25 protein-coding genes are annotated in these 23,969 nt (G+C 73.0%); 17 read left to right on the top strand and 8 right to left on the bottom strand.

Annotated features, from left to right (window positions below):
- Positions 1-11 precede the first annotated feature (11 nt).
- On the top strand, positions 12-725 hold the full coding sequence (locus tag NWP09_RS02850) for a hypothetical protein (protein WP_258274031.1): 714 nt from the start codon (positions 12-14) through the stop codon (positions 723-725).
- A gap of 234 nt (positions 726-959) precedes the next feature.
- On the opposite strand, the gene NWP09_RS02845 is transcribed toward NWP09_RS02850, so the two are convergent.
- Positions 960-1,373, bottom strand: a complete 414-nt coding sequence (locus NWP09_RS02845) for an NUDIX domain-containing protein (protein WP_258274030.1) — start codon at positions 1,371-1,373, stop codon at positions 960-962.
- 75 nt (positions 1,374-1,448) lie between these two features.
- Between NWP09_RS02845 and NWP09_RS02840 the strand changes: the two genes are divergently transcribed.
- The 7 genes from NWP09_RS02840 (at position 1,449) to NWP09_RS02810 (ending at position 6,225) form a co-directional block, all read left to right on the top strand.
- Positions 1,449-1,790: a WXG100 family type VII secretion target gene (locus NWP09_RS02840; protein WP_309137096.1), complete on the top strand. Its 342-nt coding sequence runs from the start codon at positions 1,449-1,451 to the stop codon at positions 1,788-1,790.
- 82 nt (positions 1,791-1,872) lie between these two features.
- Positions 1,873-2,178 (top strand): hypothetical protein, encoded by a 306-nt coding sequence (locus NWP09_RS02835; RefSeq protein ID WP_258274028.1) that lies wholly within the window; start codon positions 1,873-1,875, stop codon positions 2,176-2,178.
- Positions 2,175-3,467, top strand: a complete 1,293-nt coding sequence (locus NWP09_RS02830; protein ID WP_258274027.1) for a hypothetical protein — start codon at positions 2,175-2,177, stop codon at positions 3,465-3,467. The genes NWP09_RS02835 and NWP09_RS02830 overlap by 4 nt, the downstream gene beginning before the upstream one ends.
- Positions 3,464-3,937 (top strand): hypothetical protein, encoded by a 474-nt coding sequence (locus NWP09_RS02825; protein ID WP_258274026.1) that lies wholly within the window; start codon positions 3,464-3,466, stop codon positions 3,935-3,937. The genes NWP09_RS02830 and NWP09_RS02825 overlap by 4 nt, the downstream gene beginning before the upstream one ends.
- The gene (locus NWP09_RS02820) at positions 3,934-4,554 is read left to right on the top strand and encodes a hypothetical protein (RefSeq protein ID WP_258274025.1); all 621 of its coding nucleotides are present in this window, start codon (positions 3,934-3,936) and stop codon (positions 4,552-4,554) included. The genes NWP09_RS02825 and NWP09_RS02820 overlap by 4 nt, the downstream gene beginning before the upstream one ends.
- Entirely contained in the window at positions 4,545-5,132 is a 588-nt protein-coding gene (locus NWP09_RS02815) for a hypothetical protein (protein WP_258274024.1), read from the top strand. Before NWP09_RS02820 ends, NWP09_RS02815 begins: the two co-directional genes overlap by 10 nt.
- A 229-nt stretch (positions 5,133-5,361) precedes the next feature.
- Positions 5,362-6,225 (top strand): hypothetical protein, encoded by an 864-nt coding sequence (locus NWP09_RS02810; RefSeq protein ID WP_258274023.1) that lies wholly within the window; start codon positions 5,362-5,364, stop codon positions 6,223-6,225.
- A 65-nt stretch (positions 6,226-6,290) separates the two neighbouring features.
- On the opposite strand, the gene NWP09_RS02805 is transcribed toward NWP09_RS02810, so the two are convergent.
- Positions 6,291-6,728, bottom strand: a complete 438-nt coding sequence (locus NWP09_RS02805; protein WP_258274022.1) for an Lrp/AsnC family transcriptional regulator — start codon at positions 6,726-6,728, stop codon at positions 6,291-6,293.
- A gap of 142 nt (positions 6,729-6,870) precedes the next feature.
- Between NWP09_RS02805 and ddaH the strand changes: the two genes are divergently transcribed.
- Together ddaH and rocD are read left to right on the top strand one after the other, a co-directional pair.
- On the top strand, positions 6,871-7,692 hold the full coding sequence (ddaH, locus tag NWP09_RS02800) for a dimethylargininase (protein WP_258274042.1): 822 nt from the start codon (positions 6,871-6,873) through the stop codon (positions 7,690-7,692).
- On the top strand, positions 7,689-8,930 hold the full coding sequence (gene rocD, locus NWP09_RS02795) for an ornithine--oxo-acid transaminase (RefSeq protein ID WP_258274021.1): 1,242 nt from the start codon (positions 7,689-7,691) through the stop codon (positions 8,928-8,930). Before ddaH ends, rocD begins: the two co-directional genes overlap by 4 nt.
- A gap of 3 nt (positions 8,931-8,933) precedes the next feature.
- Here rocD and NWP09_RS02790 read toward each other — a convergent pair whose 3' ends face one another.
- Entirely contained in the window at positions 8,934-9,434 is a 501-nt protein-coding gene (locus NWP09_RS02790) for a VOC family protein (protein ID WP_258274020.1), read from the bottom strand.
- Positions 9,435-9,506: 72 nt separating this feature from the next.
- Between NWP09_RS02790 and NWP09_RS02785 the strand changes: the two genes are divergently transcribed.
- Positions 9,507-10,157 (top strand): SRPBCC family protein, encoded by a 651-nt coding sequence (locus NWP09_RS02785; RefSeq protein WP_258274019.1) that lies wholly within the window; start codon positions 9,507-9,509, stop codon positions 10,155-10,157.
- A 664-nt stretch (positions 10,158-10,821) separates the two neighbouring features.
- Here the strand turns inward: NWP09_RS02785 and NWP09_RS02780 are convergent.
- Entirely contained in the window at positions 10,822-11,727 is a 906-nt protein-coding gene (locus NWP09_RS02780; protein WP_309137095.1) for a phosphodiesterase, read from the bottom strand.
- A 180-nt stretch (positions 11,728-11,907) separates the two neighbouring features.
- On the opposite strand from NWP09_RS02780, the gene NWP09_RS02775 reads away from it, so the two are divergent.
- From NWP09_RS02775 to NWP09_RS02750, 6 genes are all read left to right on the top strand, one after another.
- Positions 11,908-13,587, top strand: a complete 1,680-nt coding sequence (locus NWP09_RS02775) for a stealth family protein (RefSeq protein ID WP_309137094.1) — start codon at positions 11,908-11,910, stop codon at positions 13,585-13,587.
- Positions 13,588-13,718: 131 nt separating this feature from the next.
- Positions 13,719-15,191 (top strand): FGGY-family carbohydrate kinase, encoded by a 1,473-nt coding sequence (locus tag NWP09_RS02770; protein ID WP_258274018.1) that lies wholly within the window; start codon positions 13,719-13,721, stop codon positions 15,189-15,191.
- A gap of 20 nt (positions 15,192-15,211) precedes the next feature.
- Positions 15,212-16,849, top strand: coding sequence for a fucose isomerase (locus NWP09_RS02765; protein WP_258274017.1), 1,638 nt, complete (start codon positions 15,212-15,214; stop codon positions 16,847-16,849).
- A 313-nt stretch (positions 16,850-17,162) separates the two neighbouring features.
- Positions 17,163-18,680, top strand: a complete 1,518-nt coding sequence (locus NWP09_RS02760) for a sugar ABC transporter ATP-binding protein (RefSeq protein WP_208064321.1) — start codon at positions 17,163-17,165, stop codon at positions 18,678-18,680.
- Positions 18,677-19,699 (top strand): ABC transporter permease, encoded by a 1,023-nt coding sequence (locus NWP09_RS02755; RefSeq protein ID WP_258274016.1) that lies wholly within the window; start codon positions 18,677-18,679, stop codon positions 19,697-19,699. Before NWP09_RS02760 ends, NWP09_RS02755 begins: the two co-directional genes overlap by 4 nt.
- A gap of 139 nt (positions 19,700-19,838) precedes the next feature.
- A complete protein-coding gene (locus tag NWP09_RS02750; RefSeq protein ID WP_258274015.1) occupies positions 19,839-20,843 on the top strand; it encodes an ABC transporter substrate-binding protein in 1,005 nt (334 codons plus the stop codon).
- 51 nt (positions 20,844-20,894) lie between these two features.
- Here the strand turns inward: NWP09_RS02750 and NWP09_RS02745 are convergent, their stop codons facing one another.
- From NWP09_RS02745 to NWP09_RS02730, 4 genes are all read right to left on the bottom strand, one after another.
- Positions 20,895-21,842, bottom strand: a complete 948-nt coding sequence (locus NWP09_RS02745; RefSeq protein ID WP_208064323.1) for a phosphotriesterase — start codon at positions 21,840-21,842, stop codon at positions 20,895-20,897.
- Positions 21,842-22,738, bottom strand: coding sequence for a saccharopine dehydrogenase NADP-binding domain-containing protein (locus NWP09_RS02740; RefSeq protein WP_258274014.1), 897 nt, complete (start codon positions 22,736-22,738; stop codon positions 21,842-21,844). Before NWP09_RS02740 ends, NWP09_RS02745 begins: the two co-directional genes overlap by 1 nt.
- An 8-nt stretch (positions 22,739-22,746) precedes the next feature.
- The gene (locus tag NWP09_RS02735) at positions 22,747-23,400 is read right to left on the bottom strand and encodes a bifunctional 4-hydroxy-2-oxoglutarate aldolase/2-dehydro-3-deoxy-phosphogluconate aldolase (RefSeq protein WP_258274013.1); all 654 of its coding nucleotides are present in this window, start codon (positions 23,398-23,400) and stop codon (positions 22,747-22,749) included.
- A partial coding sequence (locus NWP09_RS02730; protein WP_309137093.1) for an NAD(P)-dependent oxidoreductase occupies positions 23,397-23,969 on the bottom strand: 573 nt, incomplete at its 5' end. The genes NWP09_RS02730 and NWP09_RS02735, both read right to left, overlap by 4 nt.

Below are 23,969 nucleotides of genomic sequence, written 5' to 3'. Positions count from 1 at the left end.
GATGATGAGCCATGGCCGACGGCCAGGAGCCGCACGCAGCGGAGACCGACGCGGCACTCGCGCGCCGCGTGCAGATGCTCGCGACCGAGCACTGGGGACTGCTCGCCGCCCGCAGCACCGCGCAGAGCGAGGTGCTCACCCGCATCACGCTGTTCCTCACCCTCGTGTCAGCGGCGCTGGTGACGATCGGGCTGCTCGGGCAGGCCTCGGCGTACTCGGGCTGGTTCTCGCCGGCGATGCTGGCCATCCTGGCGTTCGTCGCGGTGATCGGCATCCTCACGCAGCTGCGGGTCATGAACGTCGCGCAGGAGGACATGATGTACGTCGTCGCGATGAACCGGCTGCGCGGCGGCTACGTCGACCTGGACCCGGCGGTCGCCGACCTCTTCCTCGCGTCGGTGCACGACGACGAGGCCGGCATGATCCGCACCTACTCGTTCCTGCGCGAGCGGAGCACCTTCACCCACCTGTTCGGGAGCTCGATGGTGCTCATCGTCGTGGTGAACGCGTGCGTGCTCGGGCTGCTCGGCGGCGCGCTGCTCGTGAGCGTCGGCGCCGCGGTGGGATGGGCGGTGGCGGTCGGCGTCGCCGTCGGGCTCGCGTGGGCGGCGGCGTGCATGCGGGGCGGATACCAGCAGTACCGGGGCGTCTGGGAGCGCTATCGTCCCCGCCGCCCCACCCCCGTCCCGACGCGCGGGGGAGGACCGATTCCCAGACATGGGTAGTTCTCCCCATCGACGCCTCATAGGGCTGCCCCCTACGGTGGCAGGACGCCCGGCTGGGGCCCCGCGAGGGGAAACGGGCGCAACGAGACAGGGGTCCGGTGCATCGCGCCGGAGTGCAAGTGGCCTCAGGGACGGGGCATTGCACGACTCGGCGAGAGCCAGTCGTCCAACACACCGAGCGGGGCCTGACCAGAGCTGGTCGGGCCCCCTCTCTCGTCTGCGGCCCCGCGCGCCCTACCGCTCGATCGACCGCTCGCCGAGCAGGATCGGGAACACGAGCTCCCGGTTGAGCGGCGCCTCCGCCTCGTCGTCGATGCCGAGCGCCGGGTCGATCCAGCGCACCGCCTCGATCTCGGCGCGGGGGTGCGGATCGATCGCGTCGCGCGTGCGGAACACGCTCGCGACGAGCGCGAAGCCCGCCTCGTTCGCCGCGCGCGTCACGAACTCGCCCATCGTCTCGAGGCGGTCGATGCCGATCTCGACGCCGAGCTCCTCGAGCACCTCGCGCACGGCGCACTCGGCGGCGGTCTCGCCACCCTCCGGCTTCCCGCCCGGGAGCATCCACGCAGTCGTACCGCGCTTCCGCACCGTGAGCACCCGGCCGTCCTCGCGCTCGAAGCAGATCGCCGAGACGGTGATGGTGCCCATGCCTCCAGGCTAGGCGCCCGCAGCCGCCAGGGGACTTCTCCCCATCGCGCTCGGGGGCGCCCGGCCATACCGTGGATGCGTCGGCCCGGACCGGGCCATCACGTCAGACTTGAGGGAGTGATCAGTCGCATGGCCGATTTCGGCGCATCGTACGCAGAGATGGAGTCCGTGGCGGGGAAGCTCGACGCGGGCAAGGAGGACATCTCGGGTGTCCTGAAGGACCTGAAGGGCCAGGTCGACACGCTGCTGGGCGAGGACTTCAAGACGCAGCACGCGTCGGGCAAGTTCGGCGAGGGCTACGAGGAGCTCACGACGGGCCTCGAGAAGGCGATCGAGGGCATCTCCGAGATGGGCGAGGCGCTGCGCGGCATGATGCAGGCGATCCAGTCGCTCGACGAGCAGCTCGCCGGCAGCTGACGCGCCGCCGGAGGCCGGTGGGCGCCACGTCGCGCCCGCCGGCTCCTCCCGTCCGAGACCGCCCCAGCCCGGAAGGACCATCGTGGACATCATGCTCGACCTCGAGCGCCTCACGGCCGCTCGCACGAGCCTCGGCAGCGCCGTCGACAGCTTCCGGGCGGCGAGCTCGTTCAACAATGACCTCGAGCGCGCCGTCGCGAACCCCGATGACCGCGACGAGCTGCGCCGCAAGGTGAGCGACTTCGAGTCCGACTGGAACGGCCGCCGCGGCGACCTCACCGAGATGCTCGAGGAGATCCACAAGGGCATCGACACGATCATCACCGAGTGGGATCGGTGGGACACGGAGACCGCCGCCGAGCTCGAGCCGACGGAGGGCACCCGATGAGCTACCGCTCCCCCGACGCCGGCTACGAGCTGCGACCGCTCGAGGGCGACCCCGACAAGATCGAGACCGACGCGGCGAGCTTCATCGCGCTCGCCGACGACCTCGACGCGCTCTCGGGCGAGCTGCAGGCGATCGGCGAGTCGGGCGTGCACAGGTCGAAGGGCACGGATGCGCTCGCCGAGCTCGCGACGAAGGCGAAGCCCGAGGTCGACAAGGCCGAGGAGCGCTACCGCGGCACCGCCGAGGTGCTGCAGGCCTACGCGCCCGAGCTGCGCAAGGCCAAGCGCTGGATCGAGGACCACCAGCACTCGGTCGAGGAGGCCGAGGAGCGGTGGCGGAGCGCGGTCGAGGCGAGCGAGGACGCGCGCCGCGACCAGGGCAGGCTCTCGAGCGTCATGCCGTGGGAGGACGAGCCGACCGACGCGCAGATCGCGGCGGCGCAGGGCGCCGTGTCGAGCGCGGAGGGCGCCGAGACGGCCGCGAAGCAGATCCGCGACGAGCGGTGGGAGTCGTTCGAGACGGTCTTCTCGGCATGGTCGGATGCGTACGACGACGCGGTCGCGGGCGTCGACGGCGCGATCGAGGCGGCGGGCAACGACGACGGCTTCTGGGAGGGGCTCGCCGACTTCCTCGACATCCTCGGGTGGGTCGTGACCGGGCTCGCGATCGTCGCGCTCTTCGTCTCGGGGCCGATCGGCGCGGTCATCATGGCCCTCGTCGTGATCGGCTCGCTCGTGCTGCTCGCGGGCAAGATCGCGCAGTACGCGACGGGCCGCACGACGTGGCAGGACGTCGCGCTCGCGGGCTTCGCCCTCATCACGCTCGGCGCCGGCGGCGTCATCGCCCGGGTCGCGAGCAAGGGCGCCCCGACGCTCAGCACGGCGATGGGCACGACCCGCGCGATCGCGCGCCCCGCGATCCGCGCCGGCATGCGCGGTCCGACGCTCAACCCGTTCACGTGGCACCGCCCGCTCACGAACCGAGTCGGAGCGTGGAGCCAGGCCCGAGCCGCGACGCCGAGGCCCGGCATCCTCACGGGCGACGCGTGGAGCTCCATCCGGTTCGGCGGGGCCGACACCGGCCGCACCCTGCAGTTCCTGCAGACCGCGCGCGGCAACCTCGGCCAGTACCCTGCCGTGGTGAGCAGCATCGACGACATGATCGTGCGAGCCACGCCGAGCGTCGCCTCGCAGGTGGGGCAGGTGTCGCTGTGGGTCTCGGGAACCGCCGCCGACGTCGGCGACAAGCTCGGCCTCATCCCCAAGACGGATCCGCTCGTGCGCCTGTGAGCATCGCGATCCGACCGGCGCGCGCTCGCGACCGCTGGGAGCGCGCCTTCCGCTTCACCGCGATGGCCGCTGCCGCGCAGCTCGGCTGGGTGTTCGTCATGGGACTGCTCGCGGGCGGTCAGTTCCTCGCCGACGCCTGGCCGAAGTGGGAGCCGCTCGCCGAGTGGCCCGTCGTGCCGGTGCCCGCGTGGCTCACGATCGCGATCGGCGTCGTGGCCGCGGTGGCCGCTGTGGGGATGGCGGTGCGGCGCGACGCGACGCGCGAGGTCGGCGTAGCGTTCCAGGACCTCATGATCGGGGCGCTGCTGCTCGGCCTCCTGCCGCTCGGGCTCGCGAACGTCTACGCGGGCGTCGGTGTGCCGGAGGGCGAGCTCGGCCGCCACTGGATCGCCGCCCTCGTCGCCCTCATCGCGCTCGCGGCCCTCGTCGTGCGCGTCGGGCGGGCTGCGCGGGGCGGGCGGCGGCCATGAGCGCCGACAACCCGCGCGCCGGCTCGCTGCGCGACGAGCTGACGGGCCAGGCCCCGCGCGGCTTCCGCATCGCCTTCCCGCCCGGCTGGCGCCACTACCCGGTCGACGAGCGAGGCAGGGCGGCGCTGCTGCGCGACGTCGCCGAGCGCGCGAGGCTCGCCGGGCGCCCCGACCTCGACGCGGCGCTGCGCCGCAAGGTGCGCGAGCAGCTCGACGGGCTGCAGCGCGGGCGGGGCGTCGCGATGTACGTGCCCGGGCCCGAAGCCGCATCCGAGACCGGCATGCCGATGTCGATGGTCGCGTCCCGCTGGCTCGCGCCGGCCGGCTCCGCCCTCGAGGCTGACGTGCGCGCTCGCGCGGGCACCGAAGTCGTGCGGATCGACCTCCCGCACGGCACCGTGCTGCGCTGGATGGTCGAGCGCGACGGCGCGTCGACGCGCGAGGGCGTGCACACGCGCACCGTGTCCTACGTCTACCCGGAGCCTGGCGACGACCCCCGCCGGGGCATTCTGCTGACCGCTGGCATCCTGCACCTCGGCACGCCCGAGACCGATTCGGTGACGAGCGCGCTCGTCGAGCTCGCCGACGCGATCGTGGAGACGTTCCGGTGGAGCTGAACGACGCGGTCGCCCACTTCGACGCCGACCCCGACGTGTGGGTGCCGGTGCCGCTCGGCTTCCCGAGCGAGCCCTGGTCGACGCCCCAGGCATGGGCGGCCCAGGCCGTCGCCGACCTCGCGCCGTTCTGGCGGCTCGACGACCTGCAGCGCGCGGACCTCGAGCACATGGCGCTCGTGGTCGCGTCGAGCCCGACGCCGCTGCCGGACCCCGTCGCCCGCTTCTGGCACCTCCCCGTCGAGCCCGGCGTCTCGCGCGTCGTGCACGCGTACGCGGAGACCCTCGAGCCCGGGTGGCGGGAGCGCATCGAGGAGTGGGCGACCGACGGCTACGACGGCGCCCTGTTCCAGCGGGCGGAGCCGCGGGAGTCGGCGACCTACGGCACGCTCGTCTGCACGAGCGCGCTCTGGCCGATCCCCGGCTCGACCGGAGCCGCGGCGGTGCTGCGCGTCATCGGGGCGATCGCGGACATGATCGTCGTGATCGAGATCATCGACGGCGACATCGGCATCGCCGCGCGGCTGCTCGAGCCGGCGGTCGGCCTCGCCGAGTCGCTGCGCCTCGGCCCTGCAGCCTGATGCGCTGCTCAGCCAGCGGTGCGCGTGATGAGCTTCGAGACCACGATCGCCGAGCGCGTGATCCCCGTTCCCGGCTCCGGCCGGCGTCGCCCGCTGCTGCTCACGGGGGCGCTGCTCACCGGCGCCGAAGCCGCGCCCCGTCGATCGTGGCGGCGCACGCCGTGTTCGACGCCATCGTCTCGACGCTCGGCTGGCTCGAGCGCCCGGCCGCGCGAGCGGAGCGTGCATCGTGAGGGACGTCGTGCGCCTCGAGGGCGACGACCGGGTCATCGCGAGCCTGGCGGACGCCGCGCGCCGAGCGGTCGCGCGCGCGGACGCCCGCTCCTGGCTCACCGAGCTCGGCTCGATCGGCACCCTGCGGCGCACGGTCATGCATCAGATGGTCCAGGGGTCCGCACCCGCCGCCGCACCGGTGAAGGAGGAGCGCGAGCCCGCGTCCGGAGCCCGGTCGGGAGGCCCCTGGTGGACGGCGCTCGTGCTCGGCGCCGCGGCCGCGCTGGTCGGGGCAGCCGCCCTGCTGCCGCCGCGCCGGAGCCAGGTCGTCGAGCTCGACTTCGTGATGGGCTTTGCGCCGGTCGCGCTCGCCGCCGGAGCCACCGCCCTCGCCGCGCTCGCCATCCTGCCCGTGCCCTCCGCCCCGCGCCGCACGGCGTACGCCGCGGGGCTCGCGGCGATGACGAGCGTGCTGGCCGTCGCCGCCGTGGTCGTCAGCGCCTTCCGCGTCGACGACATGGTCGCGGCCTCGAGCGTCGCCTCCACCACGACGTGGTTCGCCGCGGCGGCCGTCGCGGTGCTCGCGTCGCTCGTGATCGCGCTGCGCGCTCGGCCGAGGCGCGGCGCGACGTCCACGGCTCCCGGTTGGCGCGATGGCGCTCGAGAGGCGAAGCGCAGGGCGCTCGCGCTCGAGCGCGGCATCCCGGCGGACCGCGCCGCGGAGGTCGGGAGCCGCTGGGCGGCGGAGCTCGAGCGGCTCGCTCCCGAGCTGCCGCCCGAGGCGCGCTCGCAGGCGGCGGAGCTCGGCCCCTGGCGCTGGCTCGTCTGGGCCTACTACGACGGCGAGACCGAGCTGCCGCACCCGCTCGCGCGCGCTTGAGCATCGCGATCCGGCCGCAGCGCCGCGCGAACCGCTGGGCGCGAAGAGGCGCCGCGTGACGCGGCTCAGCCCGCGGTGCGCGTGATGAGCTTCGAGAGCACGATCGCCGAGCGCGTGTGGTCGACGGTCGCGGCCGCCCGCACCTTCTCGAGCGCCTCCTCGAGCGCGATCACGTCGCGCGCCCGCATGATGACGATCGCGTCTGCCTCGCCCGTGACCGTGCCCGCCTCGACGATCTCCGGCACGCCCGAGAGGATGCGCTTGAGGTCGGTGGGCGAGACGGTGCCGCGGCAGAAGAGCTCGACGTAGGCCTCGGTCGCGAGCCCCTCGACCGCCGGGTCGACCTGCACCGTGAAGCCGCGGATCACGCCGTCGGCCACGAGCCGGTCGATGCGCCGCTTCACCGCGGAGGCGGAGAGCCCCACCTCGGCGCCGATGTCGGCGTAGCCGGCGCGCGCGTTCAGGCGCAGCCGATCGATGATGCCGTGGTCGATCCTGTCCATGCGCACGAATCTACCGCGGCGCGGGCCCACCTCGCACGAAACTCGCGTGCGGGCGCCCGTACTTGCGTCGATCCGTTGCGACCCTGGAAGCATGCAGCAGCAGACCACGACTGACGCGCGCCCCGAGACCGCGACCGACACCATGACCGCAGGCCCCGAGACGCGGAAGGCCGTGCCCAGGACGGTGCTCATGTGCCGTCCCGACTTCTTCACCGTGACCTACCGCATCAACCCGTGGATGCATCCCGAGCGCCCGACGAGCACGGCGCTCGCGGTGCAGCAGTGGGAGTCGCTCCGCGACGCCTACCTGAGCCTCGGCTACGACGTGCACCTCATCGACCCGATCGAGGGGCTCAACGACATGGTCTACGCCGCCAACGGCGGCTTCACGCTCGACGGCAAGGCGTACGGCGCGAAGTTCACCTACGAGCAGCGGATGCCGGAGGGCCCCGCCTACATGCGGTGGCTCGCCGACCACGGCTTCGAGGTGCACGAGCCGAAGGCGATCAACGAGGGCGAGGGCGACTTCCTGCTCTCGAACGGCGCGATCCTCGCCGGCCACGGCTTCCGCACGACGCTCGAGTCGCACGACGAGCTGCGCGGCATCTTCGACCGCGAGGTCGTGAGCCTGCGGCTCGTCGACCCGGCGTTCTACCACCTCGACACGGCCATCGCGATCCTCGACGACACGAACATCGCGTACCTCCCCACGGCGTTCGACGACGCGAGCCGCGAGGAGCTCGAGCGGCGCTATCCCGACGCGATCCTCGTCGACGACCAGGACGCATCCGTGCTCGGCCTGAACTCGTTCGGCGACGGCGCGACCATGCTGATCGCCGAGCGCGCGACGGGCTTCGAGCGCCAGCTCGCCGAGCGCGGCTACCGCACCGTCGGCCTCGACCTGAGCGAGCTGCTGCTCGGCGGCGGCGGCATCAAGTGCTGCACGCTGGAGCTCCGGCGATGACCGGCACGACCGAGGCGACGCGCGCCGTCAGCCCTGCCACGCACGCGGCGATCGAGCAGGTCGAGGCGCACGCGGCGCACAACTACCACCCCCTGCCCGTCGTGGTGACGGATGCGTCGGGCGCGTGGGTCACGGACGTCGACGGCCGCCGCTACCTCGACTGCCTCGCCGCCTACTCGGCGGTCAACTTCGGGCACGGCAACCCGCGGCTGCTCGCGGTCGCGCACGCGCAGCTCGACCGCGTGACGCTCACGAGCCGCGCGTTCCACTCCGCGGCCCTCGGTCCGTTCGTCGAGGAGCTCGCGGCGCTCGCGGGCAAGGACATGGTGCTGCCGATGAACACGGGCGCGGAGGCGGTCGAGTCGGCGATCAAGGTCGCCCGCCGCTGGGCGTACGAGGTGAAGGGCGTGCCCGCGGGGCACGCCGAGATCATCGTGATGGAGGGCAACTTCCACGGCCGCACGACGACGATCGTCTCGTTCTCCGACGACCCGGATGCGACGAGCGGCTACGCGCCGTTCACGCCCGGGTTCGTGCGGGTGCCGTTCGGCGACGCCGAGGCGCTCGAGGCCGCGATCACGCCGCACACCGCGGCGGTGCTGCTCGAGCCGATCCAGGGCGAGGCCGGCATCGTGCTGCCGCCGGCCGGCTACCTGCAGCGCGTGCGCGAGGTGACGAGCCGCGAGCGCGTGCTCTTCATCGCCGACGAGATCCAGTCGGGACTCGGCCGCACGGGCGCGACGTTCCAGTGCGACAACGAGGGCGTCGTGCCCGACGTCTACCTGCTCGGCAAGGCGCTCGGCGGCGGCGTCGTGCCGGTCTCGGCGGTCGTCGCGGACGCCGACGTGCTCGGCGTGCTCACGCCCGGCTCCCACGGCTCGACGTTCGGTGGCAACCCGCTCGCGGCGGCCGTCGGGCTCGAGGTCGTGCGGATGCTCGCCGAGGGCGACATGCAGGCCCGCGCGCGCCGGATCGGCGAGCGGCTGCACGCGGGCCTCGGCGAGCTCGTGGGCCACGGCGTCACCGCGGTGCGGGGCGTGGGGCTCTGGGCCGGCATCGACATCGACCCCGCGGTCGGCACGGCGCGCGACGTGTGCATGCGGCTGCTCGAGCGCGGCATCCTCGCGAAGGACACGCACGGGCAGACGGTGCGCCTCGCCCCGCCGATCGTGATCGACGAGGCCGACCTCGACCTGCTCGTGCGCGAGTTCCGGGAGGCGGTCGCCGCGCTGCGCTGACGGCTACGGCTCGGGCGTCACCGTCATCGGGTCGAGGGCGCTGCTCTCGCCGTGCATGGGCGCCTCGAGGTCGACGGGCCGCTCGCGGCGCACGGACCGCCCGTCGGCGAGCCGGTCGGAGATGACGCCGAAGACGTTGCCGTCGGGGTCGCGGAGGTAGGCGAGCCGCCCGATGTCCTCCATCTCCGAGGCGGGCACCGCCTCGCTCGCGCCGAGCTCGAGCGCCCGCGCGACGATCGCGTCCGTGTCGCGCACGCCGACCACGACGTTCGTCCCGTTGATCGGCGCGCCGACCTCGGGCGGCGGCCCCTCGCGCTGCGTGAGCCCGCCGTTGATGCCCATGCCGGGTGCGTCCTCGCGGATCGAGCCGGACCCGGTGTCGATCGTCCAGTACGGCACGTCGCCGTACTGCTCGAAGCGCCACCCGAGGAGCGCCGAGTAGAAGTCGATGAGCCGCTGCGGCTCGCGCGCGTGGATCTCGAAGTGCACGACCAGGCTGCTCATGCCGCGACGCTACGCCCGGGCCGCGCCGGGCACCAGGGCACGCGATCTGACCGTCCGCGGCAGGATGGCGGCATGCGCCGCGCCCACTACCGCTTCGAGCACTCCTGGCTCGTCGATGCGGGGGCGGATGCGGTGCTCGCGCTCCTCGAGGACGTCGGCGGCTACGGGCGGTGGTGGCCGGGCGTCCGCGCGACGGGCTCGCGCGCGGCGCCCGGCGCTCGCGAGGCGGCCCTCGTCGTGCGCGCACCGCTCGGGTACCGCATCCGCTTCGCCCTCCGCGAGGCCGGGCGGACGGCGGACGAGCTGCGCGCGACCATGAGCGGCGACCTCGCGGGCTCGTGCTCGTGGCGCGTGCGCCCCGAGGCCGGCGGCACGCGCGTCCACTTCGAGCAGGAGGTCGAGGCGAAGGCGCCGCTCCTGCGGCTCGCGAGCCTGCTGCTGCACCGCGCGCTCGCGGCCCAGCACGCGCTCGTCATGCGCCGCGCGGCGCGCGGGATGCGGCGGGCGCTCGCCGATTCCCGGTCCTCGGGCAACAGGGGTATGGTCGCGGGGTGGCTGACAGCATCCTCCTCGGGCACGCACCCAGGCCGACCGACGGCGCACAGCTCGCGAAGCGCATCCGCACCGTCGTCATCGCGGCAGAGCCCGCCGGCATCGCCTGCACCTCGATCATCGACGCCGAGCTCGACGGGCCCGACATCGCCCGGCTGCACCTCGACCTGACGGGCTTCATCCTCGCCGGGGAGGTCGACCGCGACCGCGCGCGCCTCGAGCCCCAGGGCGCGTCCGTGCGGTGGGAGTCGGCCGTGCTGCGCGACCTGCGCGTGCACGCCGCGCCCATGCACGTCTCGGGCGCCGACGTCACGCTCGACGCGCAGCTCACCGACGTGCCGTTCACCTGGATCGAGACGGACCACGGCGAGCTCGCCGTCGACCTCGCCCGGCCGACGGCCGACCGGCCGCTGCACGGGCACGCGATCGTGTCGGTGCCGAAGTCGCAGATCGGGAAGGCCGTGCTCGGGCTCGCCGAGTCGGCGCTGCTCGACCACGGCGTCTCGGTGTCGAAGCTCGACCTCGACATCGAGTCCGCGGGGCCTCGCGACCTCCGGGTCGCCGTCGACGCGAAGGTCCGCAAGGGCCTCCTCGGCGCCTCGGTGCGCGGCACGGCGAGCGCCTCGATCGACGACCGCATGGGCGTGACGCTCTCCGACATCCACGTCGACAGCGGCAACCCGATCGTCGCCGCGATGCTCGGCGCGGTGCGCGGCCGCATCGCCGCCTACGAGGGCCGCCGCATCGACCTCGCGTCGCAGCTGCCCTCGGGCATCGCGCTCGCCGACGTGCGGGTGCGCGTGACCGACGCGGTGACGATCGAGGCGCGGCTGGTCTAGGCGCCGACGAGCGCCGGAGCCGAGCGCGGCGCGAGGCGCAGGCCCGCCGCCTCGAGCCGTCGCGCCGACTCGTCGGCGTCGATCCAGTCGAGGTGCGCGAAGTCGCCGAGCGGCACGACGGAGTGCAGCACCGTCGTCGGGTAGACGTGCACGAGGTTGAACGCGCGAGCGCCGTCGCGGCCGCGCGTGCCGCCGACCGGCACGTTGAGGTCCTGCGTGTAGCACGTGGCGGACGCGACGGAGACGGGGATGCCGCCGAACGTCGCGGTCGACGAGTAGTGCAGGTGCCCGGCGAGGATCGAGCGCACGTCGGTGCCGACGAGCGCCTCCTCGAGGTTGCGCTGGTCGCGCAGCTCGACGCTCGCGGCGAGGTCGAGCACGCTCGGCACGGGCGGGTGGTGCATCGCGAGGATCGTGCCGTGCGGGGCCGGCTCGGCGAGCTCGGCGCGCAGCCACTCGAGCTGGGCGTCGGCGACCTCCCCGTGGTGGTGCCCCGGCACGGTCGAGTCGAGCGTGATGATGCGCAGGCCGCCGATGCGCGTGACCGCGTCGATCGGCGCGTCGGACGCCGGCTCGTCGAGCAGCTCGGTGCGGAACGCCCGGCGCTCGTCGTGGTTGCCCATGACCCACACGACCTCGGCGCCCAGCGACTCCGCGACCGGGTCGACGATCCCGCGGAGGCGACGGTACGCATCCGCCTCGCCCCTGTCGGCGAGGTCGCCGGTGAAGACGATCGCCTCGGGCCGGGCGCCGGATGCGTCGAACTCGTCGAAGAGGCGGCGCAGGTGGTCCTCGCTCGCGACGCGGTCGTAGAGGCGGCCGCCGCCGGCGAGCAGGTGGGTGTCGGAGATGTGGAGGAGGAAGTGGTCCGGCCGCGGGTGCTCGGCCGAGCGGGTTGTCACGATTCGTCCTATCCGGGTGTCGGGTTCGGCACAGTGTCGAGCTCTGCTCGGAGGCTAGTCCAGCGTGCGCGCGCGAACGCGGCGTGAACTCGGCGTGTACCGATGGAGAACAGGGCGGCTCTCCACCGGATTCCCGAGAAGTAGCATGGATGTACCCCGAGGGAAGGACCGGCCCACGCAGTGACCGACGAGCAGCAGCGGAACGCACCGGCGCACGACGGCGCGTTCGCGCCCGCGCCACCGGTCAGGGGCATCCGGGTCTCCGACGCCCCGGAGCTCGTCGTGCTGCCGGCCGGCGGCCGCTTCGACCGGTTCGACCGGCCGGATGTCGTGGTGCAGAAGGGCCGCTACGCGCTGCAGAGCGGCCACATGACGCCCCACGAGTCGATGGTCGAGGACCTGCTCGCCCTGCGCGACGCGCTCGACGCCGCCGACATCCCGTGCCTCCTCGTGCGCGACGACGACGGGAGGCCGATCGTCGCGGTCGATCGGGCGCTGCGCAAGCAGCTCACCGCGGCGCTCGCGACGGCGTTCGCAGACGAGCCGTTCTACGCCGAGGCGATCGCGCCCGACAAGGCGGTGCGCGGGGGAGCGGCGCTGCTCGCCGACGGGCAGCTCGCGGGGCACCGCAAGGCGTCGGCGATGCGCGTCTACCGCCCGCGCGTCGCGCCCTTCGGGCGGCTGCGCTACGGGCGCGAGACCGCCGCGCAGCTCGAGCTGTGGCGGTTCGGGGAGGAGACGCTCAAGGCGCCGCTGCCGAACGCGCTCATGCGCGCGACGATGCCGCGCAGCGAGGCCGTCGTCGACACGGTGCACCGGTTCGGCCGGGAGTGGCAGACGATCCGCGACATGTGGGAGCCGCTCGCGAGCGACGTGGCGTTCGACATCGACATCGTCTTCTCGTGGGTCGACGGCTCGAGCGACGAGTTCCAGCGCGAGCGCGCCCGCCGCATGCAGGCGTACGTCGTCGGCGAGGGGGACGACTCCGAGGCGCGCTACCGCCAGATCGACGAGCTGAAGTACGCGCTGCGCTCGGTGCACATGTTCGCGCCGTGGGTGCGCCGCATCTTCATCGGGACCGACTCGCCGGCGCCCGAGTGGCTCGCCGAGCACCCGCGGGTGACGCTCGTGCCCGCGGAGGCGATGTTCGCCGACCCGTCGGTGCTGCCGACGCACAATTCGCACGCGGTCGAGGCGCAGCTGCACCGGATCGAGGGGCTCTCGGAGCACTTCCTCTACTCGAACGACGACATGTTCTTCGGCCGGCCGCTGCGGCCCGACATCTTCTTCTCGCCCGGCGGCATCACGAAGTTCGTCGAGGCGACGACCCGCATCGGGCTCGGCGAGACGCACGAGCGCCGCTCGGGGCACGACAACGCGGCGCGCACGAACCGGCGGCTCCTCCGCGAGCGGTTCGGCGCCATCACGACGCGCCACCTCGAGCACTGCGCCGCGCCCCTGCGGCGCAGCGTCATGGCCGAGCTCGAGGCCGAGTTCCCCGAGGACTTCCGCCGCACCGCCGCCGCGCAGTTCCGCTCGGCGACCGACATCTCGGTCACGAACTCGCTGTACCACTACTACGCGCTCATGACCGGCCGCGCGGTGCAGCAGCGCGACGCGAAGGTGCAGTACATCGAGACGACGCTGCGCAAGGCGCTGCCGGCGATGGACCGCCTGCTGCGCAAGCGCGACCAGGACATGTTCTGCCTCAACGACGGCTCGTTCCCCGAGCTCTCGGTCGAGGACCGCACGCGCGCGGTGCGCGAGTTCCTCGAGGCCTACTTCCCGATCCCCGCACCCTGGGAGCGGCAGTCCGCGGCCGCGGCCGCCTCGGTGCCGGCGACGTCCGCCTCGGGCTGAGCCGGGCGGCGGCATGACGCAGGCATCCGATGTTCGCGGGCTGTCGCGAGGAGGGGAATGCGACTCCTGCGCGTCGAGTCGCGCGAACATCGGATCTCTGTCACGCTAGTCGCTGGATCGAAGGAGTTCCCATGCGGCAAGCGGTCATCGGCGTCGATATCGGCACCTCGAGCACGAAGGGCGTGCTCGTGGGCCTCGACGGCGAGGTGCTCGCGAGCGCGGCGCGCGAGCACGCGGTCGATCGGCCGGCACCGGGGCACGTCGAGATGGACGCCGAGCGCTGGTGGCTCGAGCTCATCGAGCTCGTCCGGGAGCTGCTCGAGCGCGGCAGCGCTGAGGTCGTCGCGGTCGGCGTGAGCGGCATGGGCCCCTGCGTCGTGCTGCTCGACGCCGACGGGGCACCGGTACGGCCCGCGATCCTCTACGGCGTCGACACGCGAGCCGGCGAGCAGATCGCGCGGCTGCGCGCCGAGCTCGGGGAGGGGCCGATCGTCGAGCTCGGCGGCACGCCGCTCACCTCGCAGGCCGCGGGGCCGAAGATCGCCTGGGTGCGCGAGCACGAGCCGGAGGCGTACGCGCGAGCGCGATCCTTCGCGATGCCGGCGTCGTTCCTCGCCCACCGCCTGACGGGCGAGCTGCTGCTGGACCACCACTCCGCGAGCCAGTCCTGGCCGCTCTACGACCTCGACGGCGCGCGCTGGCACGAGCCGTGGTGGGACGCGATCGCGCCGGGCATCGAGCGGCCTCAGCTCGCGCTGCCGAGCGACGCCGCGGGCACCGTCACTGCCGAGGCCGCGCGCCTCACCGGGCTCCCGGCTGGCATCCCCGTCGCGCTCGGCACGATCGACGCGTGGACGGAGGCGGTGAGCGCCGGCGCGACGGGCAGCGGCGACCTCATGCTCATGTACGGCACGACGATGTTCCTCATCACGACGACGGACGAGCGGCCAGCTGCGCCGGGAATGTGGACGACGCGCGGCGTCGAGGCCGGCTCCTACTCGCTCGCCGGCGGCATGGCGACATCCGGCGCGATCACGACGTGGCTGCGCGACCTGCTCCCCGGGAGCGACTACGCGACGCTCATCCGGCTCGCGGAGGAGAGCGGGCCGGGCGCGGGCGGGCTGCTGATGCTGCCGTACTTCGCGGGGGAGCGGACGCCCATCCAGGACCCGGATGCGCGCGGCGTGCTCGTGGGCATGACCCTCGACACCACCGCGGGCGACCTCTATCGCGCCGCGCTCGAGGCGACCGCCTTCGGGGTGCGCCACAACATCGAGGTGATGCGCGATGCCGGCACCCGCATCGACCGCGTCGTCGCGGTCGGCGGTGGCACGACGGGCGGGCTCTGGACGCGCATCGTCTCGGACGTGACCGGGTTGCCGCAGGCCGTGCCGAGCGTGACGGTAGGCGCGAGCTTCGGCGCCGCCTTCCTCGCGGCCGGGCTCGTCGGCGATCCCGACATCGCCGCATGGAACCCGCCCGCGGTGGTCGTCGAGCCCGACCCCGCGCGACGCGCGCTCTACGACGAGCGCTATCGCCACTACCGCGACCTCTATCCGGCCACCCGCGAGATCGCCCACGCGCTCGCGGCCGGCAGCCGCTGACCACCTACAGGAGGAGCACCATGACGACCGCCTATGCCATCCCCGAGCGACGCGCGTGGCCCGAGGCCGCCCCTAGGACCGTCTACGCCGTCGCCTCCGGCGACCTCCGGCTCGCCGCGAACACGACGTGCTGGCCGGCGCAGCAGGCCTTCGAGGCGCAGGTGCGCGCGGCCCTCGAGTCGCACGGGTGGGCGATGCAGCGCGCGCACGACGTGGACCCCGAGACGGGGCACGGCTTCATCGACTCCCAAGCCCGGGGCATCGAGGTCTTCCGCTCGGTGCCGAAGGAGGCGCCGGTCGTCGTCGTCGACGCTGTCTGGCAGTACAGCCACCACGTGCTCGCGGGCCTCCGCGCGCACCGAGGGCCGATCCTGATCGTGGCCAACTGGGCGGGAGAGTTCCCCGGCCTCGTCGGCCTGCTCAACCTCACGGCGAGCCTGACCAAGGCCGGCATCGCGCACTCGATCCTCTGGAGCGAGGACTTCACCGACGAATGGGCGCTCGGCAAGCTCCGCGAGTGGCTCGAGACCGGTTCGATCGAGCACGACACGTCGCACGTGCGCCCCCTCGGGGCGCTGCCCGACGGTCCGGAGGCCGAGCTCGGCACGGCGCTCGCGGAGCAGCTGCGCGACGACCACGCGGTCATCGGCATCTTCGACGAGGGCTGCATGGGCATGTACAACGCGATCATCGACGACGAGATGCTCAACGCGACGGGCATCTACAAGGAGCGGCTCTCGCAGAGCGCGCTGCTCGCCGAGATGGATCGCGTGCCCGCCGGGGAGGCCGAGGCGGCGCTCGGTTGGCTGGAGGACGCGGGGCTGCGGTTCCACTGGGGCACGGACGACGCGACGGAGCTGACCCGCGCGCAGGTGCTGAGCCAAATGCGCATGTACATCGCGGCACTGCGCATCGGCGACGACTACGGCGTCGATGCCATCGGCATCCAGTACCAGCAGGGCCTCAAGGACCAGTGCGCCGCCTCCGACCTGGCCGAGGGCCTGCTCAACAACGTCGAGCGCCCGCCGGTGCGCTCGCGCGACGGCGCTCGCGAGCTGTGGCCGGGGGCGCCGCTGCCGCACTTCAACGAGGTCGACGAAGGGGTCGCGGTCGATGCGCTCGTGACGAACCGGGTGTGGACCGCGATGGGCTTCGACCCCGCGACGACGCTCCACGACATCCGCTGGGGCGAGGAGTACGACGGCGACTTCGTCTGGGTGTTCGAGATCTCGGGCTCGGTGCCCGCGAGCCACAACGGCGGCTACGACAAGTCCTACTCGATGCGCCAGGTGCCGATGTTCTTCCCGAAGGGCGGCGGCACGCTCGCGGGGGTCTCGAAGCCTGGGGAGATCGTCTGGTCGCGGGTGTTCGTGATGGACGGCGCGCTGCATGCCGACGTCGGCCGCGCGCACGTCGTGGAGCTGCCGGAGGAGGAGACGCGCCGCCGGCTGGAGTCGACGGACCCGCAGTGGCCGATCATGCACGCCGTCCTGCACGGCGTGAGCCGCGACCAGCTCATGGCGCGGCACAAGTCGAACCATGTGCAGGTGGCCTACGCCCCCGATGCCGAAGCCGCCGACCGCGCGCTCACCGCGAAGGCGGCCATGCTCTCGGGCATGGGCATCCAAGTGCACCTCTGCGGCGACGTCGCGCTGTGAGCCGTGGGCGGTCGGATGTCTGACGGAGCCTCATCCCGACGCATCCGACCGGCCGATGCGGCGCGGAGCGCGGCCCGCGCGCGGCGCTGCCCGCGCCGACGGTCCGCCAACGGCGCGGCCGAGCGCGACCTGGCGCGGCCCGCGCGCACCGGCCAAATGGTTATCCGCTCGTGACCTTCCGGGGTCGCGCATGGCGCGCGCGGTAGGTACATTCAGATACAACTTGCGACGGCGGTTCCGATGTGGGCATCATAGGTCGGATCTTTCCGACGCGAGTCGGCGACGACTATTCCTCCAACGAAGCAGGTTCGACGTGACAGCAGCCCTCCTCGAGGTCGAGGGGATCAGCAAGAGCTTCCCGGGCGTCCGGGCGCTCCACGAGGTGCAGTTCAGCCTGCACGCCGGTGAGGTGCTCGTGCTCGTCGGCGAGAACGGAGCGGGCAAGTCGACGCTCATGAAGATCCTCTCGGGGATCTACCAGCGCGACACAGGGTCGATCCGCGTCGACGGGCAGGAGGTCGAGATCACGACGCCGGCCCGCGCGCAGGAGCTCGGGATCAGCATCATCCACCAGGAGATGAACCTCATGCCCGACCTCACGGTCGCGCAGAACATCTACATCGGGCGCGAGCCGCGCAAGGGCCCCTTCCTCGACGAGCGCGGTCTGAACCGGAAGGCGCAGCAGCTCCTCGACGAGCTCGGGATCAAGCTCGATGCGAAGGCGCTCGTCGGCGACCTCACCGTCGCGAAGCAGCAGATGGTCGAGATCGCGAAGGCGCTCTCGTTCAACGCGCGCGTGCTCATCATGGACGAGCCCACGTCCGCGCTCACCGACACCGAGGTCGAGACGCTCATCGGGCTCATCGAGAGCCTGCGGGCTAAGGGCACCGGCATCATCTACATCTCGCACCGCATGGAGGAGCTCAAGCGCCTCGCCGACCGCGTGACCGTGCTCCGCGACGGCGAGTACATCGGCACGCTCGAGCGCGACGAGATCCACGTCCCCACGATCATCGAGATGATGGTCGGCCGCGCCATCGACGAGGGCGCTCGACCGCGCGCGAGCGAGCACGCCCGCGACGACGTCGTGCTGCGCGTGAGCGGGCTCTCGACCCGGGATCTGCTGCGCGACGTCAGCTTCGAGCTCCACCGCGGCGAGATCCTCGGCTTCGCCGGGCTCATGGGCGCTGGCCGCACTGAGAGCGCCCGCGCGATCATCGGCGCCGACCCTCGCACGGCCGGCTCGATCGAGGTGCACGGCAAACCGGTGACGATCCGCCAGCCGGCGGACGCCGTCAAGGCGGGCATCGGCTACCTCTCCGAGGACCGGAAGCGCCTGGGGCTCATGCTCGAGCAGAGCGTGACCTTCAACACCTCGCTCGCCTCGATCGACCGATTCACCGGGCCGCTCGGCTTCGTGCAGCAGGCGAAGGCCCGGCGGGTGGCGCAGCAGTACGTCGAGGACCTGCGCACGAAGACGCCCTCGACCGAGCAGCTCGTCAAGCTGCTCTCCGGGGGCAACCAGCAGAAGGTCGTCATCGCGAAGTGGCTGGCGCGCGACAGCGACATCCTGATCTTCGACGAGCCGACGCGAGGCATCGACGTCGGCGCGAAGGAGGAGATCTACCGGCTGCTGCAGCGACTGGCGGACGAGGGCAAGTCGATCATCGTCATCTCGAGCGAGCTGCCCGAGGTGCTGCGACTCGCGCACCGCATCGTCGTGATGGCGAACGGCCGGGTGACCGGCACGCTCGCCAACGAGGACGCGACCCAGCAGAAGATCATGGACTACGCGACGAACCTGGTCGCGGACGAACAGGGAGCAGCATGAGCGACACCATTCAGCAGACCCCTGCGCCGGCACCCTCCGACGAGGCCGTCGCGAGCGAGCGCGGCAAGCGCGCCGACATCTGGCGCAAGGGCCTGCAGCAGGGCCTCGCCTTCGGCACGCTCATCGTGCTGCTCGTCTTCTTCTCGATCGCGAGCAGCAACTTCTTCACGTGGTCGAATATCTCGGGCATCCTGCTCGCGACCGCCGTCATCGGCATCCTCGCCCTCGGCACGACGTTCGTGATCACGACGGGCGGCATCGACCTGTCGATCGGCACCGGCATGACGCTCGCCTCCGTGATGACCGGCATCTTCGCGGTCAACCTCGGGATGCCCCTCGTGGTCGGTGTGCTCGCGGGCATCGCGACGGGCGCGCTCATGGGGCTCATCAACGGCGTCAACGTCGCCTTCCTGCGGCTGCCGCCGTTCATCGCGACGCTCGCGATGATGATGGTGGCGCAGGGCCTCGCGCTCGTCATCTCCGGCGTCCGCCCGATCTACTTCTCGAGCGTCCCGGGGTTCAAGGGCATCGCGACCGGCACCCTCGTCCCAGGCCTCCCGAACGCGGTGCTCATCATGTTCGCGCTCGCGGCGATCGCCTACGTCATGCTCGCGAAGACGTCGTTCGGCCGCTACACGGTGGCGATCGGCTCCAACGAGGAGGCGACGCGCCTCTCCGGCGTGAACACGCGCCGCTGGCTCGTCACCGTCTACACCGTCGCGGGCGTCTTCACCGGCATCGCCGGTGTCGTCATGGCGGCTCGCCTCGACTCGGCGCAGCCGCAGCTCGGCGTCGGCTACGAGCTGCAGGCGATCGCCGCGGTCATCATCGGCGGCACCTCGCTGCTCGGCGGCCGGGGCTCCATCGTCGGCACCCTCATCGGCGCCCTCATCATGAGCGTGCTCATCAACGGACTGCGGATCATGTCGATCCAGACCGAGTGGCAGAACGTCGTCGTCGGCGTCGTGATCGCCATCGCGGTGTTCGCCGACACCCTGCGCAACCGCAAGGGCGTCTGAGAAGCCTGCGCACGACGGCCCCGTGCCGACCGTCGCGCGCTGCCGGAGCGCTCCGGCACCTCCTCGCCCGCGAGGGAGACAGCGGCACAGCACCAAGGAGAGAGTCGGGCCACCGGCTCCGAGAGACAACGGAGTTTCCATGAAGTTCAGCAAGAGGACGGCGCTCTTCGCCGGCACCGCGGCGGTCGCGCTCGCGCTCGTCGGCTGCTCCAGCGGCGGCTCGGCGCCGACCGCCTCGGAGGGCGGCACGGGGGCGGAGGGCAACGGCGAGGGCCTGCAGATCGCGCTCGTGTCGAAGGGCTTCCAGCACCAGTTCTGGCAGGCCGTGCGCACGGGCGCGGAGGAGGCCGCTGCGGAGCACGGCGTCGAGGTGACCTTCGAGGGTCCCGCCGCCGAGACCGAGATCGACGCGCAGCTGCAGATGCTGCAGGCGGCGATCGACCGCGGCCCCGACGCGATCGGCTACGCCGCGCTCGACCCGCAGGCGTGCATCCCGCTCTACGAGACGGCCGAGTCCGCCGGCATCCCGATCGTGGAGTTCGACGCGCCCTGCGACAGCGAGTACAGCCAGAACCTCGCGGCGACCGACTCCATCGCGGCGGGTGCGCTCGCCGCCGAGCACATGGCCGAGCTCATCGGCGGCGAGGGCCAGATCGGCATCGTCGGCCACAGCCAGATCAACTCGACCGGTGTCGAGCGCCGGGACGGCTTCGTGCAGTACATCGAGGAGAACCACCCCGACATCGAGATCGTCGACATCCAGTACGGCGACGGCGACCACCTCCGCTCGGCCGACATCGCCAAGGCGATGATCGCCGCGCACCCTGACCTCGTCGGCCTCTACGGCACGAACGAGGGCTCGGCGATCGGCATCGTGAACGCGGTGAGCGAGCTCGGCCTCCCGAACGGCGAGATCACGGTCATCGGGTTCGACTCCGGCGCCGCGCAGATCGAGGCGATCCGCAGCGGTGCGATGGCGGGCGCGATCACGCAGGACCCGATCGGCATCGGCCGCACGGTGGTCGAGAACGCCATCGCCGCGATCAACGGCGAGGAGCTCGACGACTTCACCGACACCGGCTCGTACTGGTACGACGCTGACAACATCGACGACCCGGAGATCGCCGCGGTCCTCTACGAGTGACCCGCTGATCCAGCGGCGGCGCCCCCGGTCCTCGCGGATCGGGGGCGCTCGCTACGCCGGGAGCGCGAGCAGCGCGCGCGGATGGTCGACGAGCATGCGCTCGACGACCTCGTCGCCGACCCGCTCGCGCAGGCGCGGCACGTAGCGGTCGCCGAGGTACGCGAGCCCCGGCATGCCGCCGTAGGCGATGTAGCGCGAGGCGCGCGCGACGTCGCCTCCGAGCGCGATGCGATCGTGCCCGCTATCGACGACCGCGGCGGTGAGCTCGAGCAGCTCGTGGTCGCTGTGCTCCCGCCACCGGGCCATGCCGTCGTAGCCGAGCGTCGCGCCGCGCTCGATGAGCGAGGCGTGGAAGCCGGGGTCGAGCAGCCGGTCCGCGTGCGCGAGCAGCACGCGCGCGGCCCCGACGCCCGCGCGCTCGAGCAGGTCGAGCACCTCGTGGGCGGCGGTGCCGTGCTCGAGGTGCACGACGAGGGCCGCACCGGTCGCGGCGTGCGCGATGGCGGCCGCCTCGAGCGTCGCTCGCTCGAACGCGGAGATCGACCAGTAGCCGATGCCGGTCTTGACGACGCCCGCCCGCACCGGCGCGCCGTCGTGCCGCGCTGCGCGGGCGCCCACCTCGTCGCGCACCGGCATCCCGTCGCGCAGGTCCGCGATGAACCGCTCGGCGCGCGCTCCGACGTCGAGCTCGCGGAGCGGGTGTCCCGCCGGGTAGTGCGCCTCGCGGTGGAGCCCCGTGCTCGCGACCACCGCGAGCCCCGTCGCGGCGCTGATGGCGGCGGCATCCTCCGGTCGCCTGCCGAGCCCGATCGGGGTCGCGTCGAGCATCGCCGCGAAGCCGCTGCCGCGCAGGGCGCTCGCCTCCGCCTCCGACCGCTCCGGGTCGTCGAGCTCGTCGCCGGGCAGGAGGGGCGAGACCTGGAAGAGGTGCTCGTGCGCGTCGACCGGCCCGAGCGACGCGGCATCGATGTCGCCGAGCACGGTGCGGACGCGCGCCATCAGCGGAACGGGGTCGCGGCGTCCGCGAGGCGCTCGACGAGCGCCGGCGTCATCTCGAGCCCGAAGACCTCGGCGATGACCTGCGTCCAGCCGTGGATGAAGTAGCGCCAGCCGTCGACGACCTCGAGACCGCGCTCGGCCGCTTGCGCCTCGGCTTGACGGAGGAACTCGAGCGAGCCGCGGTAGTTGAACTCCCACGCGACGGCGCGCTCGGGGAACGGCGTGCCGTCCGGCAGCGGGGAGCCGGGCCGATCCTTCCCGAGGCCGGATGCGTTGACGACGAGGCTGCCGGCCGGCGCGTCGGCGAGCACGGCGCGCGTCGCCTCGGGGCTCGCCTCCACGAGGTGGAGCAGCTCGAGCGGCGTGCCGCGCCGCGCGTGGACCTCGGCGAGGTGGTCGAGCCGAGCACGGCTCGTGTCGGTGACGACGATGCGGCGCGGCGCGTCCTCTCGCTCGGCGAGGCGCCAGGTGAGCGCGAGACCGGCGCCGCCGGCCCCGAGCACGACGGCGTCCCGCACGCCGCCGAACGCTTGCGACCCCACGATCTCGTCGAGCGCGAGCCCCGCGGTGAGCGGATCCTTCGCGTGGCCGAGCAGCCGCTCGCCCCGCTTGGCGATGCTCGAGACCTCGCCGCAGGCCCGCGCGAACTCGTCGAGCTCGTCGAAGAGGTCGCTTGCCGCGGCGTAGAGCGCCATCTTGTGCGTGGTCACGAGCGCACCGCGGTGGTCGGGATCGTCGCGGATGGCCTCGACGAGCGCCCGGTACTGCGCGTCGGTCGCGTCGAGCGGCAGGTCGTGCCCCTCGAGCCGGCGCGTGGGGAGCTCGAGGATCTCGGCCCAGACGGGGAAGATGCGCATGATCGACGACGCGCCCGTGGAGACGCCGATGAACCCCATCCGACCGCTCATGCCGACCTCGCCGCCCGCAGCGCGTCGGCGTACCGCGCCGCGCGCGTCTCGATCGCGTCCCAGTCGCCGGCCTCGAGCGCCGCGCGGGGCAGCAGGTCGCCCCCCGCGCCGACCGCGATGGCGCCGGCGGCGAGGAAGTCGGCGAGGTTCTCGGCCGTGACGCCGCCCGTCGGCATGAGCACGGCGTCGGCGAAGGGCTCGCGGAGCGCCTTGACGAGCGCCGGCCCGCCGAGGGACGCGGGGAAGACTTTCACGACGTCGACGCCGAGCGCCATCGCCTGCATGACCTCGCTCGGCGTCATCGCGCCGGTCATGGTGGTGAGCCCGGTCGCGAGCATCGCGCGCGCGAGCTCGGGGAGCGTGCCGGGCGAGACCAGGAAGGCGGCGCCCGCGGTCGCCGAGGCCTCGGCCTGGGCCGCGGTCGTCACCGTGCCGGCCCCGACGACCGCGCCGGGATGGCGGTGCCGCAGCTCGGCGATCGCCTCGAGCGCACCGGGGGTCGAGAACGTCACCTCGATGCCGGTGATGCCGCCGCGCACGAGCGCGTCGCCGGCTGCGACGGCGGCCTCGGCGCTCGGGGCGCGGACGACGGCGAGCACGCCGGCCTCCCTCACGCGCTGCAGCGTGCCCGCTGCGAGTCGGTTGGTCACTGCGGCTCCTTCCCGCGGCCCTCTGCCGCGCTGTCGATGCGGTTGACGGGGTGGGGCGCCGGGCGCCCCTCGAGCACGGCGAGCGCGTTCGCGACGGCCATCGCCCCCATCGCGTCGACCGCCTCGACCGTCTGCGCGCCGAGGTGCGGCGTCACCGTCACCCGATCGGCGAGGTCGTCGGCGAGGAGCGGCGAGGCGCTCGCCGCCGTGTCGCCCGAGAGCGTGTCGGCCGCGAACGCCGCGACTCGGCCGTCGCGGATCGCCGCCGCGAGCGCTGCCTCGTCGACGAGGTCGGCTCGAGCGGTGTTGACGAGCACGATCGGCCGCTCGAGCCGGTCGAGCCACGAGGCGTCGACGAGCGCCTGCCCACCCGGCGCGTGGAGGGAGACGAGGTCGCAGCGGTCGGCCATGGCGGCGAAGTCGAGCGGCTCGGCTCCGGCCGAGCGCACCTGCGCCGCGTCGAGCATGGGATCCGCGGCGAGGATGCGCGGGCCGAAGCCCCGCAGGCGGGCGGCGACGCCGCGGCCGATGCGGCCGAGCCCCACGATGCCGACCGCGAGGGCGCCGAG

Source organism: Agrococcus sp. HG114 (genome assembly GCF_024723325.1).
In the GTDB taxonomy this organism is placed as follows: Bacteria; Actinomycetota; Actinomycetes; order Actinomycetales; family Microbacteriaceae; genus Agrococcus.
Note: the sequence above shows the minus strand (reverse complement) of the source record. Positions and strands in the feature narration are given on the sequence as shown.

Coding starts and splice junctions, on each gene's coding strand:
- NWP09_RS02755 (WP_258274016.1), top strand. CDS start 18,677: ATGAGCGACACCATTCAGCAGACCCCTGCGCCGGCACCCTCCGACGAG.
- NWP09_RS02770 (WP_258274018.1), top strand. CDS start 13,719: ATGCGGCAAGCGGTCATCGGCGTCGATATCGGCACCTCGAGCACGAAG.
- NWP09_RS02850 (WP_258274031.1), top strand. CDS start 12: ATGGCCGACGGCCAGGAGCCGCACGCAGCGGAGACCGACGCGGCACTC.
- ddaH (WP_258274042.1), top strand. CDS start 6,871: ATGACCGCAGGCCCCGAGACGCGGAAGGCCGTGCCCAGGACGGTGCTC.
- NWP09_RS02845 (WP_258274030.1), bottom strand. CDS start 1,373: ATGGGCACCATCACCGTCTCGGCGATCTGCTTCGAGCGCGAGGACGGC.
- NWP09_RS02790 (WP_258274020.1), bottom strand. CDS start 9,434: ATGAGCAGCCTGGTCGTGCACTTCGAGATCCACGCGCGCGAGCCGCAG.
- NWP09_RS02830 (WP_258274027.1), top strand. CDS start 2,175: ATGAGCTACCGCTCCCCCGACGCCGGCTACGAGCTGCGACCGCTCGAG.
- NWP09_RS02785 (WP_258274019.1), top strand. CDS start 9,507: ATGCGCCGCGCCCACTACCGCTTCGAGCACTCCTGGCTCGTCGATGCG.
- NWP09_RS02745 (WP_208064323.1), bottom strand. CDS start 21,842: ATGGCGCGCGTCCGCACCGTGCTCGGCGACATCGATGCCGCGTCGCTC.
- NWP09_RS02805 (WP_258274022.1), bottom strand. CDS start 6,728: ATGGACAGGATCGACCACGGCATCATCGATCGGCTGCGCCTGAACGCG.
- NWP09_RS02765 (WP_258274017.1), top strand. CDS start 15,212: ATGACGACCGCCTATGCCATCCCCGAGCGACGCGCGTGGCCCGAGGCC.
- NWP09_RS02820 (WP_258274025.1), top strand. CDS start 3,934: ATGAGCGCCGACAACCCGCGCGCCGGCTCGCTGCGCGACGAGCTGACG.
- NWP09_RS02750 (WP_258274015.1), top strand. CDS start 19,839: ATGAAGTTCAGCAAGAGGACGGCGCTCTTCGCCGGCACCGCGGCGGTC.
- NWP09_RS02740 (WP_258274014.1), bottom strand. CDS start 22,738: ATGGGGTTCATCGGCGTCTCCACGGGCGCGTCGTCGATCATGCGCATC.
- NWP09_RS02840 (WP_309137096.1), top strand. CDS start 1,449: ATGCGTCGGCCCGGACCGGGCCATCACGTCAGACTTGAGGGAGTGATC.
- rocD (WP_258274021.1), top strand. CDS start 7,689: ATGACCGGCACGACCGAGGCGACGCGCGCCGTCAGCCCTGCCACGCAC.